This window comes from Janthinobacterium sp. MP5059B, from assembly GCF_001758645.1.
GTDB lineage: Bacteria > Pseudomonadota > Gammaproteobacteria > Burkholderiales > Burkholderiaceae_D > Janthinobacterium > Janthinobacterium lividum.
On record NZ_LRHX01000014.1, the window covers coordinates 48126 to 65032 of the forward strand.

A 16907-nucleotide genomic window follows, 5' to 3' on the forward strand; every position below is an offset into this window, starting at 1 on the left:
AACCCTGTGAACCACGACTATTCAGGCAACACGCAACTCTGGAATGAAGACCTGGCGCCCACCACGGCGGCGCAGCGCACCTGGCGCTGGTATCACTTCGCCGCGCTGTGGGTCGGCATGGTGATGTGCATTCCCGCCTACACCCTGTCGGCCAGCCTGATCGACAGCGGCATGTCCGGTTACCAGGCCGTGCTCACGGTATTTCTCGCCAATGCCATCGTGCTCCTGCCGATGCTGCTGATCGGCCATGCGGGCACCAAGTACGGCATCCCGTATGCCGTGCTGGCGCGTGCCTCGTTCGGCACCATGGGTGCGCGGTTGCCGGCCCTGATGCGCGCCATCGTCGCCTGCGGCTGGTATGGCATCCAGACCTGGTTCGGCGGGCAGATGATCTATACCCTGATGGGCGTGCTGGTAGGCCATGAACTGGGCGGCGAGAAGATTGCGGGCCTGGGCATCAACGGCAGCCAGCTATTGTGCTTCCTGGCTTTCTGGGCCATCCAGTTCTACTACATCCTGCATGGCATGGAGTCGATCCGCAAACTCGAAACCTACACTGCGCCGCTGAAAATCCTCATCTGCTTCGTACTGCTGTACTGGGTGCACAGCAAGGCCGGCGGCGTGGCCAGCCTGCTGGACCAGCCATCGCAATTCATCCCCGGCGGTAAAAAGGCGGGCCAGTTCTGGAGCGTCTTCTGGCCGTCGCTGACGGCCATGGTGGGTTTCTGGGCCACCCTGGCCTTGAACATCCCCGACTTCACGCGCTTTGCCAAGACGCAGCGCGACCAGGTGATCGGCCAGTCGATCGGCTTGCCGGTGCCTATGGGATTGCTGGCCATGCTGGCCGTGATCGTCACGGCCGGCTCCGTCGTCATGTACGGCAAGGCCATCTGGGACCCGGTCGACCTGGCCAGCCGCATGACGGGCGCCGCCGTGCTGATCGCCTTGATCATCCTCCTGATCGACACGGTCAGCGTCAACCTGGCCGCCAACCTGGTGGGCCCGGCGTACGACTTTTCCTCGCTGGCACCGAAGCAGATTTCCTACAAGATGGGGGGCTACATCACGGCTTTCATCGCCATCGTCATGATGCCGTGGAAGGTGCTCGAATCGACGCAGGGCTATATCTTCACATGGCTGATCGGCTACTCGGCCCTGCTGGGCCCCATCGCCGGCATCCTTATCGTAGACTATTATTTTGTGCGCAAGACGCGGCTCGACGTCAGGCAGCTGTACCGCGACGACGGCGTCTACTCGTATGGCAATGGCTGGAATATGGCGGCGCTGATCGCCTTTGTCATCGCCGTGCTGCCGAATATCCCGGGCTTTTTGAACGCGGCTTTTCCCACGGCGTTTCCCGACGTGGCCGAAGGCTTTAAAACCATCTACACCTACGCCTGGTTCGTGGGCGTGGCCATCGCCGCCGCCGTGTACGGCGTCATGATGAAGGGCAAGGCCGTGGCGCACGTGCAGCAGGCGCCGCAGTCGTAATCACAAAGGAGACAAGATGGCTACACTGATACGTGGCGGTACCGTCGTCAACGCCGACCGCGCCTTCCGCGCCGATGTGCTGATCGAGGGCGACACCATCGCCGCCGTCGGCGAGAACCTTTTGGCACCCGCCGGCGCCACGGTGATCGACGCGGGCGGCCTGTACGTGATGCCAGGCGGGATCGACACGCACACGCACATGAACCTGCCCTTCATGGGTACCGTGACGTCCGACGATTTTTTCACGGGCACGGCGGCGGGACTGGCCGGCGGCACGACCACCATCATGGACTTCGTCATCCCGGCACCCAAGCAGTCCTTGATCGAGGCCTATCACCAGTGGCGCGAATGGTCGGCCAAGGCGGCTGGCGACTACACCTTCCATGTGGCGATCACATGGTGGAGCGAGCAGGTACATGAAGAGATGGGCACCCTCGTGCGCGAGCATGGCGTGAACAGCTTCAAGCACTTCATGGCGTATAAAAACGCCATCATGGCCGACGATGAAACCCTGGTGAAAAGTTTTACCCGTTCGCTGGAACTGGGGGCGCTGCCCACCGTGCATGCGGAAAACGGCGAGCTGGTTTTTCAATTGCAGCAAGCTTTGCTCAAGAAGGGGATTACCGGGCCGCAGGCGCATCCGCGGTCGCGCCCGCCGGCCGTGGAAGCGGAGGCCGCCAACCGCGCCATCGCCATCGCCAACGTACTCAATACCCCCGTGTACATCGTGCACGTTTCGTGCGCCGAGTCGCTCGACGCCATCACGCGGGCGCGCGCCAATGGCCAGCGCGTGTATGGCGAAGCGCTGGCGGGCCACCTGGTGATCGACGACAGCGTCTACCAGAGCGGCGATTTCGACTACGTGGCGGGCCACGTCATGAGCCCGCCGTTTCGCGGCAAGCACCATCAATCGGCGCTGTGGCACGGCCTGCAAAGCGGCAACCTGCAGACGACGGCCACCGACCACTGCACCTTTTGCGCCGAACAGAAGGCGGCGGGCAAGCAGGACTTTACGCGCATCCCGAACGGTTGCGGCGGCGTAGAGGAACGCATGGCAGTCGTGTGGGACGCCGGCGTCAATTCCGGCATGCTGACGCCCTCCGAATTCGTCAAGGTGAGCTCCACCAATGCGGCGCAGATCTTCAATATGTATCCGCGCAAGGGCGTCATCGCCGCTGGCAGCGATGCCGACATCGTGCTGTGGGATCCGCAAGGCACGCGCACCATTTCCGCCGCCACGCAGTTCGCCAGGGGAGGCTTCAACGTCTTCGAAGGGCGCACCGTGCGCGGCATCCCCAGCACCACGATTGCCGCCGGCAAGGTGGTCTTCCACCAGGGCGAACTGACGGCCGTCGAAGGGGCTGGGCGCTATGTCGAACGGCCCGCCTTTTCCGCCACCACCGCATAAGGAGTTGACGATGGATGCATTGCGTATCAATGGCGAGCGCCTGTGGGCTGCGCTGATGGAGCTGGCGCAGATCGGCGCGACAGCGAAGGGCGGCGTCAAGCGCCTGGCCCTGACGGACCTGGACAAGCAGGGCCGCGACCTGGTGGTGGGATGGGGGCGCGAAGCGGGCATGAGCATCACGATCGACCAGATCGGCAATGTCTTCATGCGCCGCGACGGCGCCGACAACAGCCTGCCGCCCGTGATGACGGGCAGCCATATCGACACGCAACCCACGGGTGGCAAGTTCGATGGCAATTACGGCGTGCTGGCTGGCCTGGAAGTGGTGCGCACCCTGAACGACTTGAAAATCAAGACGCAGGCGCCCATCGAGGTGGCCTTCTGGACCAACGAGGAGGGCTCGCGCTTCGTGCCCGTGATGATGGGTTCCGGCGTATTTTGCGGCGCTTTCTCGCTGGAGACGGCGTATGCGGCCAAGGATACGGAGGGAAAAACCGTGGGCGAGGAACTGGCGCGCATCGGCTACAAGGGCGAGCAGGTGCCGGGAGACCATCCCATCGGCGCCTACTTTGAAACGCATATCGAGCAGGGACCCGTGCTGGAAGACGCCGACAAAGTCATTGGCGTGGTACCGGCCGTGATGGGCCTGTCATGGTACGACTGCGTGGTAACGGGCATGGAAGCGCATGCTGGCCCCACCCCCATGGGATTGCGCAAGGATGCGCTGCAGGTGGCCACGACGATCATGCAGGAAGTGGTGGCGATTGCCAACCGCTACCCGCCGTATGGCCGCGGCACGGTGGGCATGGTGCAGGTCTTCCCGAACAGCCGTAACGTGATCCCCGGCGAAGTCAAGTTCAGCATCGACCTGCGCAATGTGAACGACGAACTGCTCAACACCATGCATGGCGAGATCACGGCCTTCATCGATGCCACGCGCGACAGTACGGGTCTGGGCATTTCACTGGAAAGAGTCTCTTATTACCCGCCATGCCCGTTCCACCCCGACTGCGTGGGTGCCGTGCGCAACGCCACGGAAAAGCTGGGCTACTCGGTGATGGACGTCGTGTCCGGCGCCGGCCACGACGCCATCTACGCGGCCCGGCTGGCGCCAGCCGGCATGATCTTCGTGCCGTGCAAGGACGGCATCAGCCACAATGAAATCGAGGACGCCAAGCCCGAGCACCTGGAAGCGGGCTGTAACGTCCTGCTGCACGCGATGCTGGAGCGGGCCGTGGCCGTGTAGCCAAAAAAATAGCCAGGCGGCCCGCATGCCGCCGGCTTGCTTCCAGGTCTTTGGCAGACGCCCAGCTGCCTCGCCTCGTGATACGTCCCAGCCCCCTACTATTTTCCTGTACCTGAAAGCCGATATAGCGTCTCGATGCCCAGTGGCGCGAATGCTTATCGTGCGTCCATCAGCCGACTTTCTTACCGGCTTTCTATATCAATCCTTCTTTCATCCATCACTCGACTTGCATTCAGCGTATCAAAAAACATGGGGAATTGCCGTTCGAAAAAACGATGTTTTTTAATTTTCCCTATACGCGTTTTTTTGTTCCGGGTATCGCGAGGAACGAATTATGACAAGCGTGTTACAATTGTTACCCAAAAAAAATAATTAAAAATCATCTGGCCGATGTCATAGCTTTTCTGCTTCTTTCTGCGATGACAAAATGCCATCTTTAGTATTGCTTACCCATGATTTCATTTTTCACACTGCAAGAAAAACCGCTATTTTCAAATTATTCTGAAAAATTCACATATGTGCGCTGTTTTTTATGGATGTTATTGCCCAGTTTAATCTGGAGTTTTGCATTTGGCAGTATATATGTCTGCGTTGAACCATTGTTTTTTCCTTATCTGGAAAAACGTTTCAAAAGCTGGGTTTCATTTTTAATCAAGTTTGTATGGATTTTTATTTTCTTGGTTTCAATATTGTCAAATTGGAATATTCGACCCAGTTCATATGAGTTTTACTTGTTTACTGTTTTGGGGAATTCTCCAGCGCCGATATTGATCATCTGTTTTTTGTTTTTTCTGGTAATGTTTTTTTTCCTTTATTCAGATATTTATCGAAAAACTTCGCTGGGCTTCAGACGCATTGCATTTTTTGCTGGCGTTTCCCTGATATTGTTCAAGGGAGTACTGCTGGTGCTGGATGTCGGTGCGAGTGAAATTCGCAATAAAATTATCACACCGTCACCGTTTGCGATTAAAACGCTGATCAGTGATGGTTTTTTAAAAAAAGAAAATTCTTTGGGGAAAACCAGCGAACCGACCTTTTTGAATCATGTTAAAAGTGAAAGTTCAATGCCCGCAAAAATGGTATTGATGGTAGTGGAGTCATGGGGTGAAAGCCATGGGTCATTGGTGGCCGTCGAAAGGAGACTGAAGAGTCGCGGCGTGAAAGTGCTGAAGACCGGATTCACCGATTATCATGGCTCGACCATGCAGGGCGAAATTCGTGAGTTATGCTCCGAATACATTCAGTTTGATGCAAGTACTAATTTCTCAGCAATGTCTGATGATTGTGCTCCTGCCTACATGAAGAATAAAGGGTATGAGGTTTTTGGTGTACATGGTTATCAAAAAATGTTTTATGCCCGTGATACCGTCTGGAAAAGCTTGGGCATCGACCACGCATATTTCCAGCCTGAGTTGAGCAAACTGAGAACCTGTCCGGGGCCATTTCGTGGCGTTTGTGACGAAGACATGATCAATTTTGGCGTGGATTTGATACGCCAGCAAGACATGGCTTTTTTGTACATGCTGTCGTTGTCCAGCCATGAACCTATTGCTTCAGCCATGCCCGAAGCATCTGTCCAATATTTCAACGATATAGAGAAGATTGGCGATTCACAATTGGTAGCACGCAATGCAATTGGATTTTTAATCGACACATTAAGCACCAGTGTTGAGTTGGGCTGTACTGAAGCTTATGTAGTTGGTGATCATCAACCGCCTTCTGCCGTAAATAGCGGGCAACTCTCTGAAGGCCAGGTTCCATATATACGGATGTCTTTTCATTGCGAACCATAGCATGTTTCAGCTTGTGAAAAGTATCATAATGTGGCGGTTTACAAGGGGTCTCATCCCGGCTAGGAAGACATCTCTTCAGGGATATAAGTAGCCGCCACAGCATTTCGTTGTTACTGCACAACGGACGCGATCCTGCCTGCATGTACCGGTTTGTCTGCCTTCCAGGCAGCATTCTTGGCGCGGCGCCTGGCCTTGTTCCACCATTCTCGTTTTGTTACGTGTGTTTCTTCTGGAAGCCGCGCAAAAACGCCAGCAGCGCGCGCGCCGCGATGTCGGCGTCGTCCGCCGTCATGGTTTCCAGCGGGTTGTGGCTGATGCCGCCATTGCCGCAGCGGGTAAACAGCATGGCCACGTCGGTGATGGCGGCCATGGCCATGGCGTCGTGGCCGGCGCCAGACAGCAGCGCATACGGTTCGATGCCGACCGATTCCACGGCCTGCGCCAGCTGCGCCATCAGCCATGGCGCGCATGGCGCGGCACGCGCCGACAGCAGCAGTTCCAGCTGGCAGTCGATCTGGCGCCGCGCGCAGATGGCGGCGATGCCATCGAGAATATCGTCGACGGCCGCCTGGCGTACCGCGTCAACGGCCGCGCGGATGTCGAGCGACAGGGTGCACGCGCCGGCGATCACGTTGACGGAGCCGTTGGGCACGTGCAGCTGCCCAACGGTGCCCACCAGCGCCTCGCCCTTGCTGCAGCGCTGTTCCACCAGCAGGATGATTTCGGCTGCCGCGCTGGCGGCATCCTTGCGCATGGTCATGGGCGTGGTTCCCGCGTGGCTGGCCACGCCGCCAAGATTGACCAGGTAGCGCGAGCTGCCGGCAATCGCCGTGACGATCCCCAGCGGCAGGTCGCGTTCCAGCAGTACGGGACCCTGCTCGATATGCACTTCCACATAACCGAGCAAGTCGGCGGGATCGCGCGCGATGGCGCCGATGGCGCTTGCCTCGTGGCCGGCGGCCGCCAGCGCGTCGCGCATGCTTATGCCATCCGCATCCACCTGTTCCAGCAGCGACACGTCGAACTTGCCCGTGACAGCTGTGCTGCCCAAAAACGTGCTCTTGAAGCGCACGCCTTCTTCTTCGGCGAAGCCGACGATCTCGAAGTGGAAGGGCAGTTTTTCGCCCCGCTCATGCAGGTGGCGCACGACGGCGATGGGCAGCACGATGCCCAGGCGGCCATCGTACTTGCCGCCGTTGCGCACCGTGTCGTAATGCGATCCCGTCATCAGGGTTTTTGCGTCGGGCGCGTCGGACAGATAGCGCCCGACGACATTGCCGATGGCGTCGATGTGCACCTGCATGCCCGCATCCCGCATCCATTCGGCCAGCTGCGCGGCGGTTTTCTGGTGCGCCGGCGTCAGGTAGGCGCACGTCAGGTTGTAATCGCTGTCGCTCCAGGCCGCCAGCGTTTCGGCCTGCTGCATGATGGCCGGGCCGAAGTCCAGGCGCACGTCGAACAGGTCGTTCAGGCGCAGCTCGGCGATGCGCTTGATCTGCCGCAGCGACTCGGCCAGTTCATCGGCGCGCCGGTTCTTCAGGCGCCGCGCAAACGTGGCAATGATGTCCTGGCGCGTCAAGCCTTCACCCGTCGGGCCCTTGACGGCCAGGATGAAGGGAAAGCCGAACTTGGCGTTGTACTCGGTATTCAGGCGCTGCAGGGTGGCGAATTCCTCGGCACTGCACAGGTTCAGGCCGGACTTGGCCTGCTCGCGTGTCGATTCCGCCGTCAGCTGCCCGGCGATGGCGGCCTTGCCGGCCAGCTCCGGGTGGGCGCGTATCAGTCCCAGTTGCTCTTCGGGCGAGGCATGCGCCAGCACGCGCTGCAGCTCCGTCTTGAGTGCCGTCAGGCTGGCAAACGGTCGGGCGGGGGCCGCGCGCTGGGCGATCCAGGGCGAGTGTTCGTAGATGCCATGCAGCCGTGCGATAAAGTCTGCCGGGCTGCCGGCGTTCAGGTCTGAAAGGGTGGTCATGGTTTTCCGATCATGCAAGCGGTGATGATAGCGCCCCGTTCCTGCGTCCATTATATGCGCGTGCTGATAGCGGCTATCGCTGCACCAGCGCCTTGGCGGCCGCGCTGACCTGGTCGCGCAGCCATTTGTGCTCGGGCGCCTGGTGTACGCGCTGGTGCCACAGCTGGTAAAAGCGCATCGGCGGGAATTTCAGCGGCACGGTATACGTTTTCAGCGGCAGCGTCTTTTCATAGAAGCGCATGAATTGCCGGCCCGTGGTGAGTACCAGGTCCGTCTGCGTCAGCATGTAGGGGATCAGGCCGAAATACGCCGATTCCACAACCACGTTGCGCTGCAGGTTTTGCCGCTCGAGGAAGGAATCGATCACGCCGTGATAGCCGGGCATCATCTGCGACGGCGCCACGTGGGGCAGGCTCAAATAGTCGTCGAGGGTCATGGCGTCGCTGGCCGTGCGCCGCGCATAGGCGTTTTCCGCATGCATGGCGCAGATGATGGGGTCTTCGAACAGCTTCGAAATGTGCAGATGCGCGGGCGGCTCGTCCCAGTTGGCGATGACCAGGTCCAGGCCCCCATCGGAGAGTTGGCGGATATGGTCGATGCCCGGCCCCAGGCTATGCAGCACGACGCGGCTTTTCGGCGAGCCGCGGCGCAGCAGGGCCACCACGTTGGGCAGGAACTGGCTGTCCAGGTAATCGGGCGCGGCGATATGGAAGGTGCGGGCCTCTTCCTGCGCCACGAACGGCGTCTTCTTGACGAACAGGCTCTCCGTCTGGTCGAGGATGCGCTTGGCCGGATTGAGCAGGCTTTCGCCATGCTGGGTCGGCACCATGCCGCGCGCGCCGCGCACGAGCAGCGGGTCACCCGTCAATTCGCGCAGCTTGCGCAAGGAGGCGGAAATCGATGGCTGCGGCTGATTGAGTTTCAGCGCCACGCGCGAGACATTCTTTTCCACCAGCAGCAGGTAGAGGATGCGGATCAGGTGCAGGTCGAGGTGTTGCGGCAGGCTGGACATGTGGCGGCGCCTCTGTTGTATATCGATTTGAATATGTCAAATATACGATATTTTTCATGTGGTGGGCGGTAAATCCGTTTATCTTGTGTAGATTGGCACGAATATTGGTTCGGTCTGACTAGAGGAAATTTATGGAAGTATTTGCCTACCTGATCCCGTACGGCCTTGAGTGGCTGAACCTGATCGTCCGCTGGCTGCACGTCATCACGGGCATCGCCTGGATCGGTGCTTCCTTCTATTTCGTCTGGCTCGATAACTCGATCCGCCCGCCCGCGCCCGGCTCCGAACTGGCGAAGAAGGGCGTGTCGGGAGAACTGTGGGCCGTGCATGGCGGCGGCTTCTACAACCCGCAAAAATATCTGGTGGCGCCCGCCGAACTGCCGAAGGAACTGCACTGGTTCAAATGGGAAGCGTATTCGACCTGGCTGTCCGGTTTCGCGCTGCTGACCATCGCGTATTATTTCAATGCCCAGGCCATGATGATCGACAAATCCGTGGCGGACATCTCCAGCGGGCAGGCAGTCGGTATCGGCATCGCCACCCTCGTCATCGGCTGGACCGTGTACGATTTGCTGTGCAGGTCAACATTAGCGCAATATGAACTGTGGTTCGGCGTGACCGTGTTCGCGCTGATCGTCGGCGCCGCCTACGTGCTCACGCATTTGCTCAGCGGACGCGCCGCCTACATCCACGTGGGCGCCATGATCGGCACCATCATGGTGGCCAATGTGCTGATGCTGATCATTCCCGGCCAGCGCAAGATGGTCGAGGCCATGGCCGCCGGCAAGCTGCCCGATCCCAAGCATGGCCTGAAAGCCAAGCAGCGCAGCGTGCATAATAATTATTTTACCTTGCCGGTGCTGTTCATCATGATCAGCAACCATTATGCGATGACCTACCGGAACGACCACGCGTGGCTGGTGCTGGCGCTGATCATGGCGGCCGGCGTCTTCATCCGCCACTTTTTCAACCTGCGCCACAAGGGAAGAGTGGAATGGCGCTATCCGGCCATCGGCGTGGCCCTGCTGCTGGCCGTAGCTATCGCCATCGCGCCGAAAGCGCCCGTGGCCGTGGCGGCCGTGCCGGTGGTGGATCCGGCGGCGCAATTCAAGAGCGTGCATGCCATCATCGCCCAGCGCTGCGCCACCTGTCATTCGGCCCAGCCCACGCAACCGGGTTTCGCCACGGCGCCGGCCGGCATGATGCTGGATAATGAAACTGAAATCCGCCAGCACGCGGCGCAAATCTACAAGCAGGCCATCGAATTGAAGGCCATGCCGATCGGGAACCTGACCAATATGACGGAGGCTGAGCGCAGCGAACTTGGCGCCTGGCTGCAACAGACCATGCAAGGAGCAAAATGACAACGCACGCAGAAAAAATCACGGCCTGGATCGATGATCACTTCGACGAAGAAGTCGCATTTTTACAGAAGGTGGTGCAGCAGCCGACGGATACGCCGCCCGGCAACAACGCGCCCCATGCGGATTTGGTGGCGCAACTGCTGCAGGCGTATGGCTGGCAGGCGGAAAAGCACGCCGTCCCAAACGATCAGGTGGAAGCGTACGGCATGCAAAGCATCACCAACCTGATCGTGCGCCGGCCGTATGCCGCAGGCGGACCGACCGTGGCCCTGAATGCGCATGGCGACGTGGTGCCGCCCGGCGACAACTGGACGTATCCGCCTTATGGCGGCCAGATAGACGGCGGCTATATGTATGGCCGCGCGACGGCCGTCTCGAAAGGAGATTTCGCCACCTATGTATTTGCCGCCCGCGCGCTCGAAGCGCTGGGCATTCCACTCAAAGGCCAGCTCGAGCTGCACTTCACGTATGACGAGGAATTCGGTGGCTTGCTGGGGCCCGGCTGGCTGCTAGAACAGCAACTGACGAAGCCCGATTTCGTCATCGCCGCCGGTTTCAGCTACGGCATCGTCACGGCGCACAACGCCTGCCTGCAGCTGGAAATCACCGTGCACGGCAAGGCTGGCCATGGTTCCATGCCGGAGACGGGCCATGACGCGCTGCAGGCGGCCAACAAGATACTCAACGCCATCTACGGCCAGTTGCCGGAGCTGAAAAAGATCAAATCCAAAGTGGCCGGCATCGACTCGCCCACCATGCTGGTGGGGCGCATCGACGGCGGCACGAATACCAATGTGGTGCCGGGCAAGGTCGTCATGAAGATGGACCGCCGCATGATTCCCGAAGAAGATCCTGTGGCGGTGGAAGCGCAGGTGCGCGCGCTGATCGAAGACGCCGTGCGGGGCGAGCCTGGCATCCGCATCGAGATCCGCCGCCTGCTGCTGTCGCACGCGCTGCGTCCTTTGCCCGGTTCCGAACAACTGGTCGGCAGCCTGCAAAAGAATGCGCAAGCCATCCTCGGCGAGACGATTCCCGCCGTCGGCACGCCCCTGTATGCGGACGCGCGCCTGTATGGCGAGCGGGGCATCCCAGCCGTGCTGTATGGCGCCGGGCCGCGCACGGTGCCCGAATCGAACGCGAAGAAGGCTGACGAGCGCCTGGCGCTCGATGATTTGCGCAAGGCCAGCAAGATCGTCGCCCTGACCCTGCTGGACTTCCTGGGCCAGAAATAAGGCAGCGCGCTTTGGCTTACAATGGGGCGACCACACATTCTGTGAAGAAGTGCCCCCATTGATTGAAGAGCCAAATTGAATACCCGTTTTCTCGAAGCGTTTGTCTGGGCTGCGCGGCTGGGCAGCTTTCGCACGGCCGCCGACAAGCTGCACATCACGCAGGCGGCCATCTCCAACCGCATCGCTTCGCTGGAGCAGGATTTCGGCACGCGCCTGTTCGACCGCGACGCGCGTGAAATCCGCCTGACCTTTGCCGGGCGCAACTTGCTCGTGTATGCCGAACGCATGCTGGAACTGTGCCGCGACATGTATGCGGCCAATTCCTCGCCCGCGCAGATCACGGGCGAAGTGCGCATCGGCGTCATCGAAACCATCGTGCATACGTGGCTGATCCCGTTCCTGCAGCGTGTGCAGGAACGCTATCCGGGCATCGAGATTCAATTGACGTCCGAGTCGACGCGCCGCCTGCACGAACAGCTGCAGCAGGGCGAACTCGATATCGCGCTGCAGACGGACATGCTGACGGGCGACCATATCCGCAGCACGGGCAGCGGCGCCATCGCCATGGGCTGGGCCGGCAGGGCCGCCGACTGGCCCGATACGGGCGCGCCATTCACGGTGGCGCAACTGGCGCAGCACCCCATCATCACCATGAACCGCGGTTCGCAGCCGCATTCCGCCTTGAAGGCGCTGTGCCAGGACGAGGGCGTGCAGCTGGGAAGGGTCCACTGCGTCAGTTCGATCTCCGCCATCGTGCGCCTGGTCAAAGCGGGCTTCGGCATCGCCGTGCTGCCGCTGGCGCCCCTGCGCGAGGAAATCGAACAGGGCCACATCGCCCTGATTCCCTGCACCAGCAGCCTGGCGCCGCAGCGCATCGTCATCAGCTATAGCGAAGACATCACGACGGAAGCGATCCAGCTGGTGGCCATGCTGGCGTGCGAGGAGGCGGCCAGGTTCACTTTGGCGCTGGGTGAGGAATATGGGGCAGGGTGATGTCGGCTTACGCTGGCGCTAAGCCGACCTACGATGCCGTGGTCGAGGTGAGTCGCGTAGGTCGGATGAGCGCCCAGGCGCGTAATCCGACAGCATTGTTGGCTCCACCCACAAGAAAAACTTATCAGTCGCGTTCAGAATAACCCGTTTGCCAAGTGACGGCGCGCCACCTATTCTGGGTTGGCACACCATCCATCACGCAGAACGGAACCATCATGACGACGTCCCCCACCTTGCCAGGCATCCTGTTTGTCTGGACCAGCGCCGACCCGGAACACGAGCTCGATTTCAACCGCTGGTACGACCGCGAGCACGTGGAAGAGCGCGTGCGCATTCCCGGCTTCGTCAGCGGCACGCGCTACCAGAGCGTGCGCGGTTCGCGCAAATACCTGGGCCTGTACCGCACCGATTCGCTGGGCGCCTTCCAGACCCCCGACTATTTCAATGCCTTCGGCCAGCAGACCCCATGGTCGGTGACGAATCTGCAGCGCATGGTCGATCCGATGCGCCGCGTCTGCGCCATCGAGGCGGAAACGGGCATGGGCACGGGCGCCTGGCTGGCCGTGCTGCGCTTGGGCGCGCCCGCCATCGGCCAGGATGCCGCAGCCGTGGCCAGCATGGCAGCGCTGGGCGCGCAGCTTTTGCAGATCGATGGCGTCATTGCCACGCGCTTGCTCACACCTGACGCGAATCTGTCCGGTCCCCTGCCGGCGGAGCAGAAGGAGGGCCGCGTGCTCGACCCGATCTTCCTTATCGACGCGTCCTCCGAAAGCGCCGCCTCGGCGGCGGCTGATGCCGCCAGCGCGGCACTGGGCCTGGACGCTGAGCAGGCAGCCATCCTGCAACTGTCCTGGCAACTGCGCGAGGCCGACCTGCACGCTGCCTGACACGGCCGCGCGCATCTTGCCGGCACTGATAACACGAGACACGGGCCACGGCGCAGGGCAAAGCATCCTGCGCCGGGCCTGCAATAAAACTGACGAGAGAGGTAGGCAATGACCACATATACAACGGCAAACGCTGCGCATCCGGCGGCCCAGGCGCCGGGCGACAAGCCGAAAACGGGCCGCCTGGCCACGGCCAGCATGGTCGGCACGACCCTGGAATGGTATGACTTCACCGTCTACAACACCATGGCCGCGCTGATCTTCAATCACCTGTTCTTTCCCTCGTTCGATCCGCTGACGGGCACCATCCTGGCCTTTTCCACGTATGCCGTCGGCTATATCTCGCGTCCCATCGGCGGCGTGATCTTCGGCCACCTGGGCGACAAGCTCGGACGCCGCTGGGTGCTGGTGGTGACCCTGATGCTGATGGGCGTGACGACGGGCCTGATGGGCCTCTTGCCGACTTACGCGACGGCCGGCATCTGGAGCCCCATCCTGCTGGTGGCGCTGCGCTTCGTGCAGGGCATCGCTTTGGGCGGCGAATGGGCCGGCGCCGTGCTGATCTCCGTCGAACACGGGGCAGCGGACAAGCGGGGCCGCAACGCGTCGTGGACGCAGGTGGGACCGTCGTTCGGCACCTTGCTGGCGACCGGTTGCATCGGCCTGATCACCTACCTGCTGCCGCATGAAGCGTTCATGGACTGGGGCTGGCGCATGCCGTTCATCGCCAGCCTGCTGCTGGTGGCCTTCGGCATGTGGATACGCAGCGGCATCGAGGAAACTCCGCTGTTCAAGGAACTTGACCAGCAGGATGCGAAGGCGGAAGCGCCGATTGGCGACGTGCTGCGCATCTACTGGCGCCGTCTGCTGATCGCCGGCGGCGTGCGCATCGGTTCGGACGTGCTGTATGCGCTGGTGGTGGTGTTCACGCTCACGTATGTGACGACCGTACTGCACCTGTCGTCGACACTGGCACTGACCGCCATCATGATCGGCACGGCTTGCAATGCGCTGGCGGTGCCCGTGTTTGGCGCGCTGTCGGACAAGATCGGCCGCCGTCCCGTGTATGCGCTGGGCGCGAGCCTGGGTCTTGTGTGGGCGTTTGTCTTCTTTACCTTGCTCGATACTGCCAGCCCGGCTGCCATCGTCACGGCTGTCGTCGTGGGCCTGGTCATCCACGCCATCATGTACGGCCCGCAGGCCGCCTTCGTCATCGAGCAATTCCCGACCAAGGTGCGCTATGCGGGGTCCTCGCTGGCCTACACCCTGGCCGGCGTCATCGGCGGCGGCTTCGCCCCGCTCGTCATCGCCAGCCTGTACCGCTCGTACAACAGCAGCATGGCCGTCTCGCTGTATGTGGCGGCGGCCTTGCTGATCACCGGCGCCGCCGTTTTTGCTGCACGCGAAACGGGCCGCGGCCCCCTTGAGGAATAAAATCATGACGACATTGAGTTTTCAACTGGCCGGCCACGGCCCCGTCACCTTCGATATCGATCAGTTGATCATCGCCGGCTGGACGGGCCGCGACATGGCGATGGTGGAACACCATATCGCCGAACTTGAAGCCATCGGCGTGGCGCGCCCGAAAAGCGTGCCGACGTTTTACCGGGTTTCGGCAGCGCTGCTCTCGAGCGACGCCGCCATCGAAGTGCCGGGCAGCGATTCGTCCGGCGAGGCGGAATTCGTGCTGTTCTCCACGGAATACGGTCTGCTGGTGGGGATCGGTTCCGACCATACGGACCGCAAGGTGGAAAGCTATGGCGTGACGGTGTCGAAGCAGATGTGCGGCAAGCCCGTGGGCGATACCTTGTGGCGCTATGCCGACGTGGCCGGCCACTGGGACCAGTTGCAGATGCGCTCCTGGCGCGAGCGCGCCGGTGTGCCGGCCCTGTACCAGGATGGTCCCGTGACGCGCATGCTGTCGCCGGAAGATTTGATTTTGCGCTACACGGGGCAAGCGACCCTGCCAGTGGGCAGCGCCATGTTCTGCGGAACGCAGCCCATCATCGGTGAAATGGGCCACGGCGACGCCTTCGAACTGGAGCTGTATGATCCAGCCTTGCAGCGCCGCCTGCAGCACCGCTATGCCGTGCAAACCCTGCCCGTGGAAGGATAAGAGAATGACCCAGTTGACCAAGACTATCCGCGAACTGGCGGCCGACCTGGCCGCCGGACGCATCACCAGCGTGGAACTGACGCAGCGCATGCTGGCGCGCGCCGAGGCGCACCGGGCGCAGGGCGGCCATGCATATGTCAGCCTCGATGGCGAACAGGCCCTGGCCGAGGCGCGGGCCAGCGACGCGGCGCGCGCGGCCGGTATCGTTGCCTCGCCCCTTGCCGGCGTGCCCATCTCGATCAAGGACCTGTTCGACGTCGAGGGGCAGGCCAGCAGCGCCGCTTCGCTGGCGCTGGCCGACGCCCCGCCCGCCGTGGCCGATGCGGGCGCCGTGGCGCGTCTGCGCGCGGCTGGCGCCGTCCTGCTGGGCCGCACCAACATGAGCGAATTCGCGTTTTCCGGCCTGGGCTTGAATCCCCATTACGGCACGCCGCGCAATCCGCTGGACCATGAACGTGTGGCGGGCGGCTCCACTTCGGGCGGCGCTGTCACGGTGGCTTTGGCGATGGCGGCCGGCGCGCTGGGCACGGACACGGGCGGCTCGATCCGCATCCCGTCCGCCTTTTGCGGTTTGACGGGTTTCAAGCCGACGGCCGCTTCCGTGTCGCTGGCAGGGACGGTGCCTTTGTCGCGTTCTCTCGACTCCGCAGGGCCCATTGCCCACAGCGTCGATTGCTGCGCCATTCTGTACGCGGCGCTGTCGGGCCATGACATCGATGCGCAGGCGCCAGCACTGAAAGGCTTGCGCTTCGGTTTTACCCTTGACTATGTCGGTACGCACGTGGAGCCGCAGGTGCAGCGGGCTTTCGACGCCGCGCTGGACAAGCTGCGGCAAGCCGGCGCCCTGGTGGAACAGTTCGATTTCCCCGAGTTGCTGGAACTGCCGGAGATCAATGGCGGCGGCGGCCTGGTGGCGGCGGAAGCCTGGCATTGGCACCGCGCGCTGCTCGCGGAAAAAGGCGCGCAATACGACCAGCGCGTGGCGGCGCGCATCCGACGCGGCCAGCAGCAGGGCGCGGCCGATTACATCGATTTGCTCGATGCGCGCGCGCGCCTGATCGCCATCGCCCGGCGGCGCCTGGCGCCGTTCGATGCCTGGCTGATGCCCAGCGTGGCGATTCTGGCGCCGCAGCTTGCGCCCCTGGAAGCGGATGACGCCACCTTCTTTGCCACGAATGGCCTGGTGCTGCGCAACGCCAGCGTGATCAACTTCCTCGATGGCTGCGCGCTGTCGCTGCCGTGCCATGCCGAGGGCGAACTGCCCGTGGGGCTGGGCATTTGCGGCCTGGCCGGCGCGGATGAAAGAGTGCTGCAAATTGGCCGTGCGGTCGAGATGTTGTTGGATGCGCAACTATAAATAGTGCTGAGGTGCAGGAAAATGCCAACTCTGTCA

At 61.5% G+C, this 16907-nt stretch carries 13 protein-coding genes; 11 read left to right on the top strand and 2 right to left on the bottom strand.

All coding sequences use genetic code 11. The features are described 5' to 3' along the window. Positions 1-6: 6 nt before the first annotated feature. The 4 genes from JAB1_RS16350 to JAB1_RS29620 all read left to right on the top strand — a co-directional run bounded on the left by JAB1_RS16350 (position 7) and on the right by JAB1_RS29620 (position 5938). On the top strand, positions 7-1491 hold the full coding sequence (locus JAB1_RS16350) for an NCS1 family nucleobase:cation symporter-1 (protein ID WP_070280897.1): 1485 nt from the start codon (positions 7-9) through the stop codon (positions 1489-1491). Between the two features lie 16 nt (positions 1492-1507). Beyond that, positions 1508-2899, top strand: coding sequence for a dihydropyrimidinase (hydA, locus tag JAB1_RS16355; RefSeq protein WP_070280899.1), 1392 nt, complete (start codon positions 1508-1510; stop codon positions 2897-2899). 10 nt (positions 2900-2909) lie between these two features. Next, positions 2910-4145 carry a Zn-dependent hydrolase gene (locus JAB1_RS16360; protein WP_070280901.1) on the top strand — a complete coding sequence of 412 codons (1236 nt, stop codon included), beginning with the start codon at positions 2910-2912 and terminating at the stop codon, positions 4143-4145. Between the two features lie 452 nt (positions 4146-4597). Continuing rightward, positions 4598-5938, top strand: a complete 1341-nt coding sequence (locus JAB1_RS29620; RefSeq protein WP_139144586.1) for a sulfatase-like hydrolase/transferase — start codon at positions 4598-4600, stop codon at positions 5936-5938. Positions 5939-6152: 214 nt separating this feature from the next. On the opposite strand, the gene JAB1_RS16365 is transcribed toward JAB1_RS29620, so the two are convergent. Continuing rightward, the gene (locus JAB1_RS16365) at positions 6153-7910 is read right to left on the bottom strand and encodes an allantoate amidohydrolase (RefSeq protein ID WP_070280903.1); all 1758 of its coding nucleotides are present in this window, start codon (positions 7908-7910) and stop codon (positions 6153-6155) included. 73 nt (positions 7911-7983) lie between these two features. Beyond that, positions 7984-8922 (bottom strand): LysR family transcriptional regulator, encoded by a 939-nt coding sequence (locus JAB1_RS16370; protein ID WP_034754583.1) that lies wholly within the window; start codon positions 8920-8922, stop codon positions 7984-7986. Between the two features lie 131 nt (positions 8923-9053). Here JAB1_RS16370 and JAB1_RS16375 point away from each other — a divergent pair, with 131 nt between their 5' ends. The 7 genes from JAB1_RS16375 to JAB1_RS16405 all read left to right on the top strand — a co-directional run bounded on the left by JAB1_RS16375 (position 9054) and on the right by JAB1_RS16405 (position 16871). Then, positions 9054-10286 (top strand): urate hydroxylase PuuD, encoded by a 1233-nt coding sequence (locus tag JAB1_RS16375; RefSeq protein ID WP_070280905.1) that lies wholly within the window; start codon positions 9054-9056, stop codon positions 10284-10286. After that, a complete protein-coding gene (locus JAB1_RS16380) occupies positions 10283-11518 on the top strand; it encodes a M20/M25/M40 family metallo-hydrolase (RefSeq protein ID WP_070280907.1) in 1236 nt (411 codons plus the stop codon). The genes JAB1_RS16375 and JAB1_RS16380 overlap by 4 nt, the downstream gene beginning before the upstream one ends. A 75-nt stretch (positions 11519-11593) precedes the next feature. Continuing rightward, complete coding sequence (locus JAB1_RS16385; protein ID WP_034782414.1) at positions 11594-12511, top strand: LysR family transcriptional regulator; 918 nt, start codon at positions 11594-11596, stop codon at positions 12509-12511. A 215-nt stretch (positions 12512-12726) separates the two neighbouring features. Next, a complete protein-coding gene (locus JAB1_RS16390; protein ID WP_070280909.1) occupies positions 12727-13398 on the top strand; it encodes a DUF4286 family protein in 672 nt (223 codons plus the stop codon). A 108-nt stretch (positions 13399-13506) separates the two neighbouring features. Continuing rightward, entirely contained in the window at positions 13507-14832 is a 1326-nt protein-coding gene (locus tag JAB1_RS16395; protein ID WP_070280911.1) for an MFS transporter, read from the top strand. Between the two features lie 4 nt (positions 14833-14836). Beyond that, the gene (locus JAB1_RS16400) at positions 14837-15514 is read left to right on the top strand and encodes a DUF2848 domain-containing protein (RefSeq protein ID WP_070280913.1); all 678 of its coding nucleotides are present in this window, start codon (positions 14837-14839) and stop codon (positions 15512-15514) included. A 4-nt stretch (positions 15515-15518) separates the two neighbouring features. Next, positions 15519-16871 (top strand): amidase, encoded by a 1353-nt coding sequence (locus JAB1_RS16405; protein ID WP_070280915.1) that lies wholly within the window; start codon positions 15519-15521, stop codon positions 16869-16871. Positions 16872-16907: the final 36 nt, after the last annotated feature.

Bases quoted from the DNA above. Each gene is read 5' to 3' on its own strand.
- hydA (WP_070280899.1), top strand. From the start codon at position 1,508: ATGGCTACACTGATACGTGGCGGTACCGTCGTCAACGCCGACCGCGCC.
- JAB1_RS16360 (WP_070280901.1), top strand. From the start codon at position 2,910: ATGGATGCATTGCGTATCAATGGCGAGCGCCTGTGGGCTGCGCTGATG.
- JAB1_RS29620 (WP_139144586.1), top strand. From the start codon at position 4,598: ATGATTTCATTTTTCACACTGCAAGAAAAACCGCTATTTTCAAATTAT.
- JAB1_RS16365 (WP_070280903.1), bottom strand. From the start codon at position 7,910: ATGACCACCCTTTCAGACCTGAACGCCGGCAGCCCGGCAGACTTTATC.
- JAB1_RS16370 (WP_034754583.1), bottom strand. From the start codon at position 8,922: ATGTCCAGCCTGCCGCAACACCTCGACCTGCACCTGATCCGCATCCTC.
- JAB1_RS16375 (WP_070280905.1), top strand. From the start codon at position 9,054: ATGGAAGTATTTGCCTACCTGATCCCGTACGGCCTTGAGTGGCTGAAC.
- JAB1_RS16380 (WP_070280907.1), top strand. From the start codon at position 10,283: ATGACAACGCACGCAGAAAAAATCACGGCCTGGATCGATGATCACTTC.
- JAB1_RS16390 (WP_070280909.1), top strand. From the start codon at position 12,727: ATGACGACGTCCCCCACCTTGCCAGGCATCCTGTTTGTCTGGACCAGC.
- JAB1_RS16395 (WP_070280911.1), top strand. From the start codon at position 13,507: ATGACCACATATACAACGGCAAACGCTGCGCATCCGGCGGCCCAGGCG.
- JAB1_RS16400 (WP_070280913.1), top strand. From the start codon at position 14,837: ATGACGACATTGAGTTTTCAACTGGCCGGCCACGGCCCCGTCACCTTC.
- JAB1_RS16405 (WP_070280915.1), top strand. From the start codon at position 15,519: ATGACCCAGTTGACCAAGACTATCCGCGAACTGGCGGCCGACCTGGCC.